General features: G+C 68.7%; 16 protein-coding genes and 2 pseudogenes. 11 read left to right on the top strand and 7 right to left on the bottom strand.

Translation table 11 applies throughout. The annotated features are described in order from the left end of the window. Nucleotides 1-53: 53 nt before the first annotated feature. The 3 genes from NBG84_RS24265 to NBG84_RS24255 all read left to right on the top strand — a co-directional run bounded on the left by NBG84_RS24265 (nt 54) and on the right by NBG84_RS24255 (nt 2,779). On the top strand, nt 54-1,433 hold the full coding sequence (locus NBG84_RS24265; RefSeq protein ID WP_250921700.1) for an MBL fold metallo-hydrolase: 1,380 nt from the start codon (nt 54-56) through the stop codon (nt 1,431-1,433). A 270-nt stretch (nt 1,434-1,703) separates the two neighbouring features. Then, complete coding sequence (locus NBG84_RS24260; protein WP_250921829.1) at nt 1,704-2,033, top strand: rhodanese-like domain-containing protein; 330 nt, start codon at nt 1,704-1,706, stop codon at nt 2,031-2,033. After that, the gene (locus NBG84_RS24255; RefSeq protein ID WP_250921699.1) at nt 2,030-2,779 is read left to right on the top strand and encodes a sulfite exporter TauE/SafE family protein; all 750 of its coding nucleotides are present in this window, start codon (nt 2,030-2,032) and stop codon (nt 2,777-2,779) included. The genes NBG84_RS24260 and NBG84_RS24255 overlap by 4 nt, the downstream gene beginning before the upstream one ends. A 69-nt stretch (nt 2,780-2,848) precedes the next feature. On the opposite strand, the gene NBG84_RS24250 is transcribed toward NBG84_RS24255, so the two are convergent. Continuing rightward, nucleotides 2,849-3,136 (bottom strand): metal-sensitive transcriptional regulator, encoded by a 288-nt coding sequence (locus tag NBG84_RS24250; protein ID WP_250921698.1) that lies wholly within the window; start codon nt 3,134-3,136, stop codon nt 2,849-2,851. A gap of 102 nt (nt 3,137-3,238) precedes the next feature. Here NBG84_RS24250 and NBG84_RS24245 point away from each other — a divergent pair, with 102 nt between their 5' ends. Next, entirely contained in the window at nt 3,239-3,823 is a 585-nt protein-coding gene (locus tag NBG84_RS24245; protein WP_250921697.1) for a rhodanese-like domain-containing protein, read from the top strand. Between the two features lie 320 nt (nt 3,824-4,143). On the opposite strand, the gene NBG84_RS24240 is transcribed toward NBG84_RS24245, so the two are convergent. Next, the gene (locus NBG84_RS24240; protein WP_250921696.1) at nt 4,144-4,884 is read right to left on the bottom strand and encodes a TetR/AcrR family transcriptional regulator; all 741 of its coding nucleotides are present in this window, start codon (nt 4,882-4,884) and stop codon (nt 4,144-4,146) included. 291 nt (nt 4,885-5,175) lie between these two features. Continuing rightward, a complete protein-coding gene (locus NBG84_RS24235) occupies nt 5,176-5,736 on the bottom strand; it encodes an RICIN domain-containing protein (protein ID WP_250921695.1) in 561 nt (186 codons plus the stop codon). A 258-nt stretch (nt 5,737-5,994) separates the two neighbouring features. Between NBG84_RS24235 and NBG84_RS24230 the strand changes: the two are divergent. From NBG84_RS24230 to NBG84_RS24215, 4 genes and pseudogenes are all read left to right on the top strand, one after another. Further along, nucleotides 5,995-6,198, top strand: a pseudogene (locus tag NBG84_RS24230) (hypothetical protein); the annotation flags it as partial. After that, a pseudogene (locus NBG84_RS24225) lies at nt 6,168-6,340 on the top strand (ABC transporter substrate-binding protein); the annotation flags it as partial. The pseudogenes NBG84_RS24230 and NBG84_RS24225, both read left to right, overlap by 31 nt. A 166-nt stretch (nt 6,341-6,506) precedes the next feature. Continuing rightward, nucleotides 6,507-6,716, top strand: coding sequence for a cold-shock protein (locus NBG84_RS24220; RefSeq protein WP_250921694.1), 210 nt, complete (start codon nt 6,507-6,509; stop codon nt 6,714-6,716). Nucleotides 6,717-6,930: 214 nt separating this feature from the next. After that, nucleotides 6,931-8,430 carry a TerD family protein gene (locus NBG84_RS24215; protein ID WP_250921693.1) on the top strand — a complete coding sequence of 500 codons (1,500 nt, stop codon included), beginning with the start codon at nt 6,931-6,933 and terminating at the stop codon, nt 8,428-8,430. A gap of 87 nt (nt 8,431-8,517) precedes the next feature. Here NBG84_RS24215 and NBG84_RS24210 read toward each other — a convergent pair whose 3' ends face one another. Continuing rightward, nucleotides 8,518-10,383 carry an alkyl/aryl-sulfatase gene (locus NBG84_RS24210; RefSeq protein WP_250921692.1) on the bottom strand — a complete coding sequence of 622 codons (1,866 nt, stop codon included), beginning with the start codon at nt 10,381-10,383 and terminating at the stop codon, nt 8,518-8,520. 428 nt (nt 10,384-10,811) lie between these two features. Then, nucleotides 10,812-12,509 carry a SulP family inorganic anion transporter gene (locus NBG84_RS24205; protein WP_250921691.1) on the bottom strand — a complete coding sequence of 566 codons (1,698 nt, stop codon included), beginning with the start codon at nt 12,507-12,509 and terminating at the stop codon, nt 10,812-10,814. A gap of 645 nt (nt 12,510-13,154) precedes the next feature. On the opposite strand from NBG84_RS24205, the gene NBG84_RS24200 reads away from it, so the two are divergent. From NBG84_RS24200 to NBG84_RS24190, 3 genes are read left to right on the top strand one after another with little or no spacing between them, the layout of a single operon-like run. Next, nucleotides 13,155-13,583, top strand: coding sequence for a hypothetical protein (locus NBG84_RS24200; RefSeq protein ID WP_250921690.1), 429 nt, complete (start codon nt 13,155-13,157; stop codon nt 13,581-13,583). Beyond that, entirely contained in the window at nt 13,577-13,810 is a 234-nt protein-coding gene (locus tag NBG84_RS24195; RefSeq protein ID WP_250921689.1) for a helix-turn-helix transcriptional regulator, read from the top strand. Before NBG84_RS24200 ends, NBG84_RS24195 begins: the two co-directional genes overlap by 7 nt. 8 nt (nt 13,811-13,818) lie before the next feature. After that, nucleotides 13,819-14,790: an NAD(P)-dependent alcohol dehydrogenase gene (locus NBG84_RS24190; RefSeq protein WP_425608691.1), complete on the top strand. Its 972-nt coding sequence runs from the start codon at nt 13,819-13,821 to the stop codon at nt 14,788-14,790. 113 nt (nt 14,791-14,903) lie between these two features. Here NBG84_RS24190 and NBG84_RS24185 read toward each other — a convergent pair whose 3' ends face one another. Further along, complete coding sequence (locus tag NBG84_RS24185; RefSeq protein WP_250921828.1) at nt 14,904-15,182, bottom strand: hypothetical protein; 279 nt, start codon at nt 15,180-15,182, stop codon at nt 14,904-14,906. Nucleotides 15,183-15,313: 131 nt separating this feature from the next. Further along, entirely contained in the window at nt 15,314-15,592 is a 279-nt protein-coding gene (locus NBG84_RS24180) for a hypothetical protein (protein WP_250921687.1), read from the bottom strand. Nucleotides 15,593-15,947: the final 355 nt, after the last annotated feature.

The following is a 15,947-nucleotide window of genomic DNA, read 5'->3' as shown; positions in this document are numbered from 1 at the left end:
CTGTTACGGTGAAACACATACCCCGGGGGGTAATCTTCGAAAGGATCAGGCCCGTGTTCTTCATCGACACCATCGAGGTCCCTGGCCTCGGAAACCGCAGCTATCTGGCGGGCGGCGCACACAGCGCCGTGGTCGTCGATCCGGCCCGTGATGTCGATCGAGTCCTCGCCGCCGCTACTCGGCGCGGGGTGCGCATCAGCCATGTGGTGGAGACCCATGTTCACAACGACTATGTGACCGGTGGGCTTGAACTGGCCCGGATCACCGGTGCCGAATACCTCGTACCGGCCGATGCGAACGTCTCGTACCAGCGCGTTCCCATAGCCGACGGTGACCAGGTGGAGATCGGCGCCGGCCTGGTTCTGCGTGCCGTCGCCACCCCCGGGCACACTCCGCATCACACCGCGTACGTCCTGGAAGAGGGCGGGCAGCCGGTGGCCGCCTTCACCGGGGGATCGCTGCTGATCGGCACCGTCGGCCGACCCGATCTGGTCGAGCCCAGGCTCACCGAACGGCTCGCCCGCGCCCAGCACGCCTCCGCGCATCGACTCGCCGATGAGCTGCCCGATGACACTGCCGTTCTGCCCACCCATGGCTTCGGCAGCTTCTGCTCGTCCAGCCAGGCCACGGGCGATGCCACCACCATCGGCCGGGAGCGTCAGGCCAACGAAGCGCTGGTCAAGGACGCCGACACCTTTGTCGCCGAACTGCTCGCGGGGCTCGATGACATCCCCGCGTACTACACCCATATGGGCCCCATCAACGCCCGCGGTCCCGCCCCGGTCGATCTTGCCCCGCCCGCGGTCGCGGACGCGGAGGAGATCGCTCGACGACTCGCCGAGGGGGAGTGGGTGGTCGATCTGCGCAGTCGGATCGCGTTCGCCGACGGCCATGTCGCCGGCGCGCTGAACTTCGAGGCCTCGGGGCAGCTCGCCACCTATCTCGCCTGGCTGATCCCGTGGGGCAAGCCCGTCACGCTCCTGGCCGAATCGGCCGAGCAGCTCGCCGATGCCCAGCGTGAGCTGGTACGCGTCGGCGTCGACCGGCCCGCGGCGGCTGCCACCGGGTCCCCCGATGAGTGGGTGCGGGACGGTGAGCAGCCGCGGTCCTTGCGCCGCGCGACCTTCGCCGAGCTCGCCGCCGATATCGCCGCTGACGGCACCGCGGACGAGGGCGGGCGGGTGGTGCTGGATGTACGACGGGACTCCGAGCGTGCCGGCGGATACATCGCCGGTTCGGTCCATATCCCGATACACCAGCTGCGTTCCCGCCTCGCCGAGGTGAAGCCGGGCACGGTCTGGGTGCACTGCGCCGGGGGAATGCGTGCCGCCATCGCCGCATCCCTGCTGGACGCGTCCGGGCGGGAGGTGGTCGCCATCGACGACGGATTCGATGCGGCCCGTACCGCCGGACTGCCCATCCGGGAGGGCTGACGCATGTCCGTCTTCCGGGAACCCCGGCTCCATGTGGCCCAGGCACGGCGCCATACCCACGATGAGACCGGTACCCGCCCGGCCATCCGCACCGCTGATGCCGAGCGGAGGACGCGACCCGAAGACGGTGCGGGTGGCGGCACCCCCACCGAAGGCGACACCGGCCGGATGGCACGGTCCAAGAGGGCCCGGCGGCCCGTTGCGGCCGGGGACACACCGGGCGCCCAGGCGGGTGTACCGGCTGGGTTTGCCGTGGCGGCCGGGGCGGTGATGGCTGACGGGCCGGACGGGATTGCCGGGGCGGCTGCTTCCGCCGTGCTGCTCGATGTTCGCGAGCCCCACGAGTGGGCCGCGGGACATGCGCCCGGCGCCATTCCCCTCTCCCTCTCCGCCCTGGTGGCCGGGTCGCCCCTGCCCAGGGCAGCACGAGGGCGCCCCCTTGTGGTCATCTGCCGGTCCGGCAACCGGTCCCGGGAAGCGGTGGCGCTGCTGATCGCCCGCGGCCTTGACGCCGTCGATGTCATCGGCGGGATGCGTGCCTGGGCGCTCGCCGATCTCCCGGTCATCGACGCACGGGGCCAGGGCGGCTCGATAGCGTGAGCACCCTGCTTCTCGCACTCGTCGCCGGAGGAGTCGTCGGGCTCTGTCTGGGGGCTCTCGGCGGCGGTGGCAGTGTTCTCGCCGTCCCGGCCCTGATCTATCTGCTGGGCTTCAGCCCGCTGGCGGCCACCACCGCGAGCCTGGTCATCGTCACCGCCACCTCGGCCACCGCGCTCTTCGCACACGCCCGCGATGGACAGGTCCGCTGGCGCACGGGTGCGATCGTCGCCGCCGCGGGGCTCCTTCCCGCGGCGCTCGGCGGAGTGCTCGCCGGGCAGCTGCCGCCCGCGCTGCTGACCGCGGCCTTCGCGGTCGTCGCCGCCGGTGCCGCACTGATGCTGCTACGCCCCGCCTCCGCTCGGGAACCGGAGGGCATCCGGGGACGGTGGCCGGTCGCCGCCGGAACCGGTGCCGGGCTCGGGGCGCTGACCGGCGTACTGGGAGTGGGCGGAGGCTTCCTCGCCGTGCCCGCCCTGGTGAAACCGGTCGGGCTGCGGATGCGCGCCGCCATCGGCACCAGTCTGCTGGTGATCACCGTCAACTCGCTCGCCGCGCTGACGACCCGGGCGGGCACCGCCGACGGGCTCGACTGGGCGGTGATAGCGCCCTTCACCGGGGCCGCGGTCCTCGGTGCCTGGGACGGAAAGCGGCTCGCGGCAAAGGCGCAGGGCCGAACGCTTCAGCGGATCTTCGCCTATGTGCTGCTCGCGGTGGGGGCCTTGATGCTGCTGGACAGCCTGCTGTGAACCGAAACCACTTCCCGCGCGGAAGTCCGCTGTCTGAGGCCAGGGGCGCGGCCAGGGCGACGATCGGGCCTAGGCGAGCGAGAGGAAGAGCTTCTCCAACTGCGCCATCATCTGGGCGCGGTCCTCCTCGCTCTTCTGGCCCGACTCGACATCGGCCAGACACTGCTGAAGGCCCGTGGCGATGATGGAGAAGCCCGCGCGATCCAGGGCGCGCGATGCGGCGGAGAGCTGCATCACGACCTCCGCGCAGTCGCGGCCCTCTTCCAGCATCCGGATCACCCCGGAAATCTGGCCCTGCACCCGGCGCAGCCGGTTGAGAACGGCCTTCAGTTCGGCACCAGCGAGATCCAGCTCCACAATGACTCCTTGGTCGATACCCCTAGGGGTATTTTACCCTGTGGGGAGCACAGACGAATTTCTCCGGCAGTTTCCCTCAAGGAACGAAGGACGGCAGTACCCATGAACACCGCCCCAGCACTCGACATCGACCAGGCCCGTACCCGGCTTGATCAGCTGACCGTGATCGACGTCCGCACCCCCGGCGAGTACGCCTCAGGCCATCTGCCCGGCGCGCTCAACATCCCCCTCGACCAGTTGCGTCGCGCGCTGCCCGAGTTGACCGAAACCGCCCGGCGCGGCGAGATCCTGGTCGTCTGCGCCTCCGGCGCCCGTTCGGAGAGTGCCTGCGCGCTGCTCGCCGATCGGGGAATCACCTCGGCGACACTGGTCGGCGGGACCAACGCCTGGGCCGCCCAAGGCCAGGATCTCGCCCGCCCGACGCCAGGCCCGGCCGGCGCCACCCGCGGCGTCTGGGCCATGGAGCGGCAGGTGCGGTTCACCGCGGGCTCGCTGGTGCTGCTCGGGATCGTCCTCGGTCTGCTGCATCCGGCCTGGTTGCTGCTCTCCGCGGGAATCGCCGCCGGACTGGTCTTCTCCGCGCTGACCAACACCTGCGGCATGGCGGTGGTGCTCGGCAAGCTGCCGCACAACCGCCCCAAGGCCGCCGACCTCAGCGCCACCCTGGACCGGCTGCGCCAGGGCTGACGTGCCCTGTCCGCTTTCGGTGATCGTCGGCTTCGGCCCCGTGGTGGTCGGTCTCCCGGCGGTCAGGCGTCTTCCGCCTTCTTCTGCCCCGTCGGTGAAACCGAGTGCCAGGTCCCGGGGTACTCGGGGACCTGGCAGCTGAAGCCCGAGAGCGGCGCAGCGGGGCCGCGTGATGACTCCGTCGATCCTGCCCAGGCCCCCGCGCCCTGCCTACCCGCTGCCACTGCGGTGGCCGCCTTCGGTCGATCTCGCCCAGCTCACGGTCGTACCGCGGTGGCTCTCGGCTGTACGGCGCTCCGCCGCAGGTGCCGCGGCAGCGGTCAGCCGTTGGTGGAACGGCGGGTCGCGAGTCCGTCGAGCACGGAGGCCAGGCCCTGGTTGAACTTGTCCACCCGGGCGCCTCGCACATCCGCACCCCGTATCGCCGCGTACTGTCGCCGGAGCCGGGGGTACGGCTGAACCGCCGCCTCCGCGGCCGGCCACACCTGCTCCGTCCACTCCTGTTCGCCCTGGCCGCTGCGGGCGAGCGTGGTCAACCAGGCCGCCTCCGTCGTCGCCATGCCGACGACAAAGGCAAACACCGTGCTCACAGCGTTGTCAGCCGCGTCGAGCTCAAAGCCGGCCGATTCGAGCACGCCAAGCATGTCATCGGATAGCCGCATCATGTTCGGCCCGAGATAGGCCATCCCCGCCGCCCCGAACAGTGACGCGAGCCAGGGGTGGCGCAGGATCGTCGCCCGCAGACTGTGTGCGACCGCCTCGGTTGCCTCCCGCCACTCCTGCGCTCCGCTCGCGGCCGGGACCTCGATCTCGCCATGGACCTCGTCCACGACCAGTTCGATCAGTTCGTCCTTGTTGGCCACATGCGAGTACATCGAGGTGGCTCCGGCGTTCAACCGCGCGCCGAGCTTCCTCATGCTCAGGGCGTCCACGCCATCGGCGTCGAGTAGTCGGATGGCCTCGGAAACGATCTGCTCTCGGCTCAGCGCGGGCTGGTCCCGGCGCCGCCTCGGCGGGCGGGTCCACACGGATGGATACGCCGTCTGCTCGTCGGCCGGCACGCGGCCTCCTCTCCTACCGTTGCTCACGTCCCGGGGGATCTCTGCGGGCCCAGAGTAGCGCAGGCCTCGCACGACGTACGGCCGTACGAACACTGTGCGGCGAGGGTAGGCGGTGTTCGGTGTTGGAGAACGTCATACGGAGCTGGCCGAGCCACCCGCTCTCAGGAGAGGTCCATGAGGGAGCGTCATACGGCGCGCCGTATGACGAGGGAGACCGGGTCCGGGCCGGAGAGACGGTGGCGGCCCCATCCTCGGGTTCCGCCACCGTCACGGGGGCGAGTGGGAGTGTCCTCAGACCGTGGTCGGCTCCCAGACCGGCAGCCAGACGTCATTGGCCGCACCCGCGCTCGTACAGCTGTACTGGATCAGCCGGTTGCCCTGGCCCGTACCGCCGCGGACATTGAGGCACTTGCCGCTGTGCCGGGCGGCAATCTGGTAGCCGTTGCCCTTCGCGACGAACCGCCATTGCTGATTGGTCCCGGTGCTACAGGTCCACTGGATGACGTCGCTGTCATCGGCCGTGGCCGCGCCCCGCACATCGATGCACTTGCCGCTGTGTACGGCGGCGAGCCGCACATAGCCGCCGCCCATGTCCTCCGTCGTCCAACGGGCGTTGCGGCCGTTGGACGAGGCCCACTGAATGACCTCGGCGCCGTCCGCCTGGGAGGCTCCCCGTACATCGGCGATCTGCCCGGGGTCGGCCGCCAGTCGCAGGGTCAACTGCTGGAGTGGGGGAGGCGCCGCCTGCCGCTGGGCCGCCGTGGCGTCGGACGGGGCGGCCGGGACCGCGGCCAGGGCCGCCGCCGCCATCGCGACACCCACTCCGGCCAGCCATTTTCCGCGTACAGGCATATCCAACTCCCTGTGATTGACGACCTTTAGCGTCGTGATCATTTCGGTGGAGTGAAGGGACCGGCCGTGCGGAACCGTTCCGGCATCGCGGAGGGGTGAAAGAGACCACCGTATGGCCGCTCGGCGGACGCGCCGCGTTGACGCGCACGTCCGGCCACCGCTGCTCCCACGCTCCCAACCACCCCGTCCGGTCGGCTTCATCGGCTGGTTCGGTACGGTGTCCGCGCCACTCGCTCCGTGTTCGAGTGGGGGCTGGAAGGCCCGAAGGCGGGGCCCGAACCACTGAGCGCACTCGCCGGTTACCGACGGGCGGCGGGCGGTGGGGTGGCCTTCGGGGTGGAGCTCCCCGTGTGGGGACCGGGGAAGCTCTCGGTGGGGGATGACGTGGTGGTGTCGGCCTGGGGCGAATCGGAGCTCCAGCCGTCCCGGCGTCCGGGGCGGAGCAGAAGCGGAAGTTCCTGAAGTCGTACCCACCACTGGCCGGGGTCTCGGCGATCAAGGACGACCGGATCATCGTGCTGGACTAGGTGGACTCGTGGAGAGCCCGCGCAATCCCGGTGCGATCGTCAAGCCGGCGAAGGAGTTCGGGGCGTTCGCCCGATAGGGGAGCCCGGCTGACGACCCGATGCCCCGGCCCACCCCGCCCTGGCTTGGGTAACCGCGGTAGATGAATTTTTTACCGACTTACCTGTGTTTGCAGGGGTTTCGATGCCTACCGTTGGCGGGTACATCTGGCGGCGTTGATGTTCGCGGCTTGGAGGCAAAGCACGATGGCGGTACAGGGCAATGTGAAGTGGTTCAACGGCGAGAAAGGCTTTGGGTTTATCTCGCAGGACGAAGGGCCTGATGTCTTCGTCCACTTCTCCGAGATCCAGGGCACCGGATACCGCCAGCTGGAGGAAGCGCAGCGCGTGGAGTTCGAACTCGTCCAGGGCCCCAAGGGGCCGCAGGCCGGCAGCGTACGCGTCATCCAGAGCTGACCGCGCCCCACACCCCCGCACAAGGGTCCCGACGGGGTTAGCCGGGTTTCCCGCCAAGGTCCCGACCGATTCACGGGTCGGGGCCTTCGGCATGCCGCGGCCGTGAAGAGCACGGTGTGAACTGCGGTGATGCCGGTACACCAGTTCCTTTGTACTTACATCGATAGGGACAAACGTGCCAGAGTGGCTGGATGGCGCCTCTGGGGAGTAAGTGATGAGAGAGCTCGCAAAGGGTGGAAACGCATCGGTCGAGGGCTCGCTGCTGACAGTCGAGCTTCAGCGAACCAGCGAACCCGTGGATCTCACCGCACTGCTGATATACGCGGACGGCAAGGTCCGGTCCGACGCGGACATGGTGTTCTTCAACCAGCCCAGCGCTGGAGACGGCGCCGTACGGCATATGGCGGCCGAAGGGGACACCTCCGAGCGGATCATGGTGGAGCCCCTGGGCGTGTCCCCGTCCGTGGAGCGCGTCGTCCTGGTGGGCAGCTGCGATTCGGACGATGCGAACCGTACGTTCGCCCAGGTGGCGGAGTTGTCCATCCGGGTGACCCAGGAGGGCGCGGAGCCCCTGCGGTTCCAGGTCCCGCCGATGACCGATGGGGAGCGCGCAGCCGTACTGCTGGAGCTCTACCGCCGGGGGGACGGCTGGAAGGTGCGGGCGGTCGGCCAGGGGTACAGCTCTGGTCTTGCCGGGGTGGCCACCGACTTCGGCATTGAGGTCGAGGAGGAGCCGGCGGAGGAACCGCCGGCCCAACCGGTCACTCTGATACCGGCCCTCACCATCCCACCCGGCGATCCCTCGGTCGCTGCTACCGCGCCCGGCGGTACCGCGGCACCCGCTGCTCCGGCTGACCAGGGCGGCGCTGCGACGTCTGCGGTTGCCCCTGCCCCCACCGCGGTCTCCGCCCCTGAGCCCGGGGCCCCGCTTCCTTCGCCTCCGATGAGTCTGACCAAACCGCCGCTCGGCCGGCTCAGCCTCGACAAGGGCTCTCAGGCGGTGTTCAGCCTGGACAAGAACGATCGGGGCCTGGAGATCGTCGCCACGCTCGACTGGGACGGCGGCAGCGACCGTCGTCGTGCACGCGGTGCCGACCTCGATTTCTACGCCCTCTTCGTCCCGGCGGCGAAGGCCCTCCAGGGTTTGTCACCGGCCGGAACGCGGGTGCAGTCAGGTCACGCTCCGAAGGGCACCCCCTTCCGCCCGTCGAGCGAGGTCCCCCCGCCCGCCGTTGAAGAGCCGGAGGGACGCAAGAGATGGCGGCGCTTCAAGCAGGCGAACATCCCGAAGAACGCGGATGTCGTCTACTACAAACGCCTGGGGTCGCTGGAGAGCGGACCACACATCCAGCTTGACGGGGATTCCAAGACCCCGGGCCGCGAGACGATCCGGATCACCCGCCCCGATGAGCACGGATACGTACTCTTCTGCGCCTACTCCGCACTCAGCAACGGCTCCGGGTCGTTCCTCAGCTTCGGCGCGAAGGTCGTGATCGATGACGGCCATGGCTCGGTGGTCACGGTCCCGCTGTTCGAGGAGACCGAGACCTCCTACTGGGTGGCGATAGCTCTGGTGGACTTCACCACCCCTGAGGGCGCGGCCATTCGCCACATTGAGGCATACAGCAACGAGGCGACCGAGAAGCGGCCGGTGCTCCATCTCGATGGGACGGTGGAGATGGATGCGGGCCCGGTGGAGTTCAAGAACTTCTGACGAGTCAGGGACTCCTGAGGAGTTCAAGAACTCTTGAGGTCGCGGTGCTTCCGGGGAGTTCCAGGGCTCTGTGAACTCCCCGGGCCGCTATGGCGTGACCACCGGGAAGGCCGGATCCGGTGCGGTGACGCGGGAGAGGAGCCGATCGAGGAGCCCGGGGTCGCCTTCCGTCCGCACACCGGCCAGACCCTTGCCCGCGAGAACGCCGAGCAGTTGGGGTCGGGTGAGGGAGAGGGTGAGTCCGGCGGTGTGTGCCGGCTCCCCGGAGAGCTTCCGATGGGTCAGGGCGCCGTTGTGGAGGGTGAGTCGGTGGCGACTGCGCTCGTCGGTGAAGACCAGATCGATGGTGAGGTCATCGTCCCAGGCACGGGGGCCGTCGATACGGATGGCGATCGAGTCGATGAGCATGTCCGTGGGGAGCGCCATGACCATTTCGGCTCCGGTGGTGTCGATCCGGGCGGGGTTCTCACCATGGCGCAACTCCTGGGCGGCGGTGAGGTAGAAGTTCCGCCAGGTGCCGTTCTCGGCACCCTGGCCGAGCCGGTCGTAGACCTCGGCCAGGGCCTTGCGCGCGGCGGAGGCTCCGGTGGTCCCACCGGCACCTGCTGGGGAATCCGGGGGCGCTGGTTCGGCGAAGACGATGTGGTTGAGTAGCGTCGCCGCGAACCGTAGATCACCCTCGTCGACGTAGGCACGCGCCTTCGCCAGCGCCGCCTCGGCACCCCCCGCCAGTTCCACGTACCGCTTGGCGAGTTCCACGGGCGGATGCTCCCAGAGATGTGCGACATTGCCGTCGAACCAGCCGAGGTAGCGCTGGTAGATCGCCTTCACGTTGTGGGAGAGGGAGCCGTAGTAGCCGCGTGCGTGCCAGGCGCGTTCCAGCGCGGGTGGGAGCTGAAGGGCTTCGGCGATCTCCGGCCCGGTCAATCCGTCGTTCAGTAGCCGCAGGGTCTGGTCGTGCAGATAGGCATAGAGGTCCCGCTGGCTGCTGAGAAAGGCGACGACCTGGTCGTGACCCCAGGTGGGCCAGTGGTGCGAGGCGAAGGCGACGTCGTACTGACCGTCGAAGCGGGCGATGGTCTCATCGAGATAGCGGGCCCAGATACGGGAGTCGCGGACGACGGCACCCCGCAGGGTCAGGATGTTGTGCATGTTGTGCGTCGCGTTCTCCGCCAGACAGAGGGCCCGCCGATCAGGGAAGAGGAAGTTCATCTCGGCGGGGGCTTCGGTGTTGGGCGTGAGTTGGAAGACGATGCGGACGCCGTCCACCGTCTCCTCCTGCCCGGTCTCGGTGATGTCCACGGTCGGTGGGATGAGGGTGATGGTGCCGGTGGATGTCGTCATTCCGAGGCCCGCGCTGATCTGCCCGTCCGGGGCTTTGGGCAGCCGGTCGCCGTACATGAAGACGGCACGGCGGGTCATGGCATTGCCCGCGTAGACGTTCTCGCTGACCGCGTGTTCCAGGAAGCCCGCGGGGGCGATGACCGGTACGTCCGCGTCGGCCCCGGCGGGGAGCACACCACGGCCACCGCCGAAGTGATCGCCGTGTGAGTGGGTGTAGATCAGCCCGGTGACGGGCCGGTCGCCGCGGTGCGCGCGGTAGAGGCCGAGAGCGGCCGACGCGGTCTCCGCTGAGATCAGCGGATCGATGACGATGACACCGCGGTCACCTTCGACGAGGGTCATATTGGAGAGATCGAGACCGCGCACCTGATAGATGCCCTGGGTGACTTCGTACAGGCCCTGGCGGGCGCAGAGCTGGGCCTGCCGCCACAGACTGGGATGGGCGGTATCGGGGCAGTCCGCGGTGAGGAAGGCGTAGGCGTCGTTGTCGTACACGACATCGCCTCGCTCGTCCTTGACCACGGCGGGGGCCAGGGCGGCGATGAACCCGCGGTCGGCGTTCTCGAAATCGTCTGTGTCGTCGAAGTCGAGGGCGGTCGTGTCCGACATGACTGCTCCGTTCCGCGGTGGTCGATGCTTCGTCGGGAGGCGCACTGCACTGCTTGTTTGCCGTTCTGTTCGGCTCCTCCGGCCCTACGACGGCTCTCGCGGCTCTTGACGGGCGTTCCCTCGGCTCCTTCGGCTCCGCTGCGTCTGAGCTGTGTGGGTGGCCGCTGCGTGGGTGGCCTCTGGAAGTGCGGGGCCCGAGCTTGGGGACTCGGGGCGCTCGCCCGGTGGCGCCACGCTGCCCATCTCAGCACCAAGCGACAATGCCCGCATTCCGGGCTCTGCCTTTCGGCCGCTCGGGTGCCGTCGGAGCGGATGCCCCTGGCGCGCCCATCGCTCCCCCGCACCCCACCGGGCGGGGACTTGTCCGCTGCCCCGCGCACCGCACCGGCCGAAGGCATACGCCCGCCTGCTCGGGTGCGGCTCATTCGTCATCTTCGGCTCGACGGCGGCGACTGCCCGCGTTCCCGCTGTTGTGCGGCGATCCATGTCTCCCCGTCCGCGACGGCCCGCTCCACCGGGGCGAACAGTTCGGGTTGCGCCATGACGACGCCGTCCGCGCCCAACTGGTCGCGCAGCCCCGACTGTTCGAGAATGCGCGCCAACGGCGGCTGCACACCGGCGAGGACCAGCCGGCCCCCCGCGTCGGTGATCCGCTGTGCGTACCGGCTGAGGAAGCCCATCACGGCCGATGACGGCACATCCGGCAAAGCCCGCACGACCAGCACCAGAACGGCGTCCCGTGCCCCATCGGGAGAGGGCAGCTGGCTCTCGATGCGGGGCAGCTCGGCGAAGAAGGACGAGCCCGCGTAGTCCAGGACGGTGACCGTCCCCGGGGTGAGGTGCTCCGGCGGGGTGCCGAGCCGCCATCGCCCGCTTTCCGCGCGGTGCAGGGCGACCACCTTTGCCTGACGCGCCGCCTGGGCGCAGTAGAGCAACAGGGAGAGCACCGCGCCGAGCACGATGGCCTGCTGAAGGGGGAGCTGGGTGGTGGCCAGGAAGGTCAGCACCATGGCGGCGAAGGACAGTCGGGAGGTGCGGAGGACCAGCAGGACGTCGTGTCGTCTGCCCCAGATCAGCTCGCCCCCGATCACCAGGATCAGACCGCCGATCACCGGCATCGGGATGTGCTCGGCCAGCGATCCGCAGACCAGGACCACCAGCCCGAGGAAGACACCCGAGAACACCCCGGCCCAGCGGGTGCGGGCGCCCGCGCTGACCGCCACTCCCGTACGGGACAGGGACCCACCGCTGGGCAGCGATTGGAAGAGCCCGCCCAGCAGATTGGCGTAGCCCTGCGAACGGAAGTCGCCGTTCGCGTCGGCGCGCGAGCCGTCCGGGTTGGGCATGGCGGGCGCGATCCCCGCCGCCTGCGCCAGCGCCACCAGTGCGACGGACACCGCTCCACCCACCAGATGCGGCAGTGCGGAGAGATCGGGTGCGGTGAAGGACGGCAGTGATGCCGGAATCCGTGCGATACCGCGGACCAGTTCCACATCCACCGAGAACAGGGCGACACCGACGCTCACCACCACCATGGCCAGCAGAAGGGCCACCGGCTTCAGCCGCTGTACCGCCCGTGCCGCCGCCCACACCACGATGGTGACCGTGGTGACCGCGGTGGCCGCGCCCTGCCAGTCGGGCAGGTGCACCAGCCAGTCGACGAGTTGCCGCAGTTTGTTCTCCCCCCGCGGCTGGTAGCCGGTGGCGTCTTCGAGGACACCGGTGATGATCTGTAGCGCGATTCCGGTGGAGAAGCCGGTCATCACCGCATGGGAGACAAAACTCATCACGGCCCCGAGCCGCAGCGCTCCCAGCAACAACATCACCCCACCGACCAGCATGGTCAGCGTGGCGATATGGCCGGCGTCCCCGGGGTCCAGACCGGCGTCACTGAGGACACTCTGCGAGGTCAGGGCGATGGCACTGGTCAGGGTGGTGACCATCAGGACGGTACGGGAGGTGAGCGAACCAACGATCGCCGGGACCACACCGGCGTACAGCCCGGCCACGGGGTTGAAGCCGGCGATCGAGGCGTAGGCCATTCCCTCGGGGATGGAGAACAGCCCGGTGACGGCTCCGGAGCCGATGTCCGCGGGCGTTGGCTTGCCGAGCCGCGGCGGGCGCATGGGCCGCCGGTCGCGGAGCCTTGCCGGTCGCTGCCCGTGGCTCCCTGGGTCCTTCAGCCCGCGGGTCCGTCGCCGACCCACCCCTGGCCCCCTTCCTCGCCGCCATCCACCGAGATCCGTGGTGTGGTGTCCTCCACCGAGATCCGTGGTGTGGTGCCCGCCGTCCGTATCTCGTTGTCTGCCGCCCTCTACTCGTTCCTCTGCTCATCGGGTCGCGCTCGCTGGGCGGTGTCCGGAGAGTCCGCTGTCCGTTGCCGCGGGGCCTTCCGCTGCTCTGAGCCTGGGGGCGGGCAGCCTGCGGCGCGAGCGGAGGACACCAGGCGAGTGACCGCGGCGCTTCCCCTGATGGACGGGGCGGAGGGCCGGCACGCAGCCCCCTGCGGTGCCAGGCACTCTCTACCCGGGCCGAGGGCTGCTTCAGCGCTGAGCCCGAGCTGAATCAGTACTGCTCTGTACTGCTTCTGCGCTGCTCTGTGCCGCTTCTGTGCCTAGCCCGGTAGGGGGTTGAGGGATCAAGTAAAGAATCCTTGACATGGTGTACGAGAAACCATACATTCCCCATGTCAAGTCTGCTTTACATGGGGCGTTCTCGTGAGGCGCCCCACACACGGCTCTCCCTGGGGCGTGCCGTGGGGAGGAGGGGGAATGGCGCACGAAGAGAAGCGTGCTTGGATCTTGGGAGTCGTCGCGGTCGTCGCGTATGCGGTGTACCTGGCCACCGTTCTCGGAAGGGCCGACAGCGCTCCGCTCGCCGAGGTGTCCTATGCGTCCACCCTGTTGTGGACCGTGGGTGGGGCCATTGTGTCGTCGATCGTGGTCGACATCGTGTGGGGACTGGCCACGGCCAAGGAGAACACCAGGAAGGACCAACGCGACCGGGAGATCAACCGGTTCGGCGAGTACGTCGGACAGTCCTTCGTCATCCTCGGCGCGGTCGCCGCGCTCGGTATGGCGATGGCCGAAGTGGACTACTTCTGGATCGCCAACGCCATCTATCTGGCGTTCGCCCTCTCGGCCGTCCTCGGGTCCATCGCGAAGATCGTCTCGTACCGGCGGGGCTTCCAGCCATGGTGAAACCGACCAGGATCACCAACTCCATTCGGGCCCTGCGATTCGCCCACCAGGAGATGACCCAGGCCGAACTCGCCGATCGCGTCGGGGTGACCCGGCAGACGGTCATCGCCATCGAGAAGGGTCGGTACTCGCCTTCGTTGGAGATGGCGTTCCAGATCGCCCGGGTCTTCGCGGTCCCGCTCGACCAGGTGTTCCAGTACCCGGACGGTGAAGAGGAGTCCGTATGAATGCCCTCATGAAAGCGATCGTGCAGGAGGAGTACGGCTCCGCCGACGTGCTGAAACTCCAGGAGATCGAGCAGCCGACGGCGGGGCCGGGCGAGGTGCTCATCCGTGTCCAGGCCGCCGCCGTGGACGCGGGGGTCTGGCACCTGATGACGGGCCTGCCCTATCTCCTTCGGCTGATGGGCTTCGGCCTGCGGAAACCCAGGGTCCGCGTCCGGGGTAGAGAGGTCTCAGGTCATGTTGTAGCCGTGGGTGACTCAGTGACCCGGTTCCAACCGGGCGATGAGGTGTTCGGCTTCTGTGAAAGTGCCTTCGCCGAGTACGCGAGCGCGCCCGAGGACGGATTTGTCCTCAAGCCGTCGAACCTGTCCCTCCAACACGCGGCGGCCGTACCCATCTCCGCCACCACCGCGCTTCAGGCCCTCCGCGACGCGGGGCGAGTGCGGCCGGGCCAACGGGTCCTGGTCATCGGAGCGGCGGGAGGTGTGGGGACCTTCGCCGTACAACTGGCGAAGGCGTTCGGAGCTGAGGTCACCGGTGTGTGCAGCACGACCAAGACGGAACTGGTCCGTTCGATCGGCGCGGACGCCGTCATCGACTACACCCAGGAGGACTTCGCTGACAGAGCGCACCACTACGACCTGATCCTCGACATCGCGGGCAACCGCTCCCTGTCCCATCTCCGTCGGGCCCTCGCCCCACGAGGAACCCTGGTCATCGTGGGAGGAGAGAGCGAAGGACGCTGGTTCGGCGGCACGGACCGGGTGCTTCGCGCCCTGCTGCTGTCACCCTTCCTACGCCAGCGACTGTGCGGCCTGTTCGCGGCGGAGCGACTCAAAGACCTGCGGACCGTGGTGGAGTTGATCGCGGCGGAGGAGATCTCCCCGGTGATCGACCGTATCCATCCGCTGCACGAACTTCCCCAGGCCATTGAGCACCTGAGAGCAGGCGGCGCCCGCGGCAAGGTCCTCATCACCCCATAACCGGTGATCGCCTTCGAATCACACCGCCGACGCCAACACCCACAACACCCGAGCCGGTCCCCATATCCGTGTCACCACGTCCGTGTCACAACGTCCGCGATACGCACCCGGGCTCACGACACCTCGTCGGAGTGGGGACTCGAACCAAAAAGGGGCCTGCTGGTGGTCAACCAGGAGCGCGCCGGTCCTGCGACGGAATCGGTGTCGACCGTGAGGTGGAGCCGGGTGCCGCTCTCCGAGGCGGGGTAGCTGCGCTGCTCCGTACTGGCGAAGCAGCGGCGAAGGACCTCGGCGACCGCGCGGGCGGTCTCGGGGGAAGCCGCGACGATACGGACCTCGGCGGTTCCCAACGGCGGCAGGATCTCGTTACCCGTCGAGTCCGTCGAGTCCATCGGGACGCTGTTCTCAGTGTTCAAGGCGAAGTCGTCCTCTCGGTTCCGGGCGGGAGTACGGCGCGAAGCACCGGTGGCGTTCGATGCCTTCTTCCCGTTCGGAGTGTGATCCGGACGGGGAGGGACCTGGTTCATGGTCCGGTGCCGCTACGGTCCGCATGAGGGCCGGGGCTCGGGCCGGTATCGCGGCCAGTAGCCGCGTCGGGGTGGGCATGGGACAGCTGGCCATGGTCTGCGGACGCCTGTCGCCGATGGTGGCGACGGCGACTGCGTCTACCGATGCCCGGTCGACGATCGCCGAAGTGGTGGGTGGCGATGCGTGCCTCCTGCTGGGTGTTCACCAGGTGGATCAGAAACACCCCGATGCCGATCAGCGCGAGCAACGCCACAACAGCGACGAGGTTCGTCATGGTCCTCACCTCCCAGTAGAGGCCGAACGCACCGAAGGCCGTGTACCCATCGGTTGCCCGGCGGGTGGAACACACGCTTCGGCCTCGGTCCTCCACGCGTCCTCGCGGGCTTTCCCTCTGCTGACTTCGGCGAAGCTGCCCCGGGTGTCCATGACCACCCTGTGTTGGTGTTCGCCGGGAACGACACCCGCGTGGAAGCAGGCATGCGAGATGCTCCCGGTTCGGCCATTTTACTCCCCCGAGGACGTGTAAGCGGGCTGTGACCAGCCGGTTTCCCCTGTGCTCCCTTGCACTTCCGGTGGGCTACCGCCCTGTCCCGCAGGTGTGGGAGGCACCCGCCTGAGCCCCCGGCCTT

This window comes from Streptomyces albipurpureus (assembly GCF_023701525.1).
GTDB lineage: Bacteria > Actinomycetota > Actinomycetes > Streptomycetales > Streptomycetaceae > Streptomyces > Streptomyces albipurpureus.
Note: the sequence above shows the minus strand (reverse complement) of the source record. Positions and strands in the feature narration are given on the sequence as shown.

Excerpts from the sequence above, each read along its gene's own strand:
- NBG84_RS24260 (WP_250921829.1), top strand. The coding sequence starts at position 1,704 with ATGGCTGACGGGCCGGACGGGATTGCCGGGGCGGCTGCTTCCGCCGTG.
- NBG84_RS24245 (WP_250921697.1), top strand. The coding sequence starts at position 3,239 with ATGAACACCGCCCCAGCACTCGACATCGACCAGGCCCGTACCCGGCTT.
- NBG84_RS24235 (WP_250921695.1), bottom strand. The coding sequence starts at position 5,736 with ATGCCTGTACGCGGAAAATGGCTGGCCGGAGTGGGTGTCGCGATGGCG.
- NBG84_RS24220 (WP_250921694.1), top strand. The coding sequence starts at position 6,507 with ATGGCGGTACAGGGCAATGTGAAGTGGTTCAACGGCGAGAAAGGCTTT.
- NBG84_RS24215 (WP_250921693.1), top strand. The coding sequence starts at position 6,931 with ATGAGAGAGCTCGCAAAGGGTGGAAACGCATCGGTCGAGGGCTCGCTG.
- NBG84_RS24210 (WP_250921692.1), bottom strand. The coding sequence starts at position 10,383 with ATGTCGGACACGACCGCCCTCGACTTCGACGACACAGACGATTTCGAG.
- NBG84_RS24205 (WP_250921691.1), bottom strand. The coding sequence starts at position 12,509 with ATGCGCCCGCCGCGGCTCGGCAAGCCAACGCCCGCGGACATCGGCTCC.
- NBG84_RS24200 (WP_250921690.1), top strand. The coding sequence starts at position 13,155 with ATGGCGCACGAAGAGAAGCGTGCTTGGATCTTGGGAGTCGTCGCGGTC.
- NBG84_RS24195 (WP_250921689.1), top strand. The coding sequence starts at position 13,577 with ATGGTGAAACCGACCAGGATCACCAACTCCATTCGGGCCCTGCGATTC.
- NBG84_RS24190 (WP_425608691.1), top strand. The coding sequence starts at position 13,819 with ATGAAAGCGATCGTGCAGGAGGAGTACGGCTCCGCCGACGTGCTGAAA.
- NBG84_RS24185 (WP_250921828.1), bottom strand. The coding sequence starts at position 15,182 with ATGGACTCGACGGACTCGACGGGTAACGAGATCCTGCCGCCGTTGGGA.
- NBG84_RS24180 (WP_250921687.1), bottom strand. The coding sequence starts at position 15,592 with ATGACGAACCTCGTCGCTGTTGTGGCGTTGCTCGCGCTGATCGGCATC.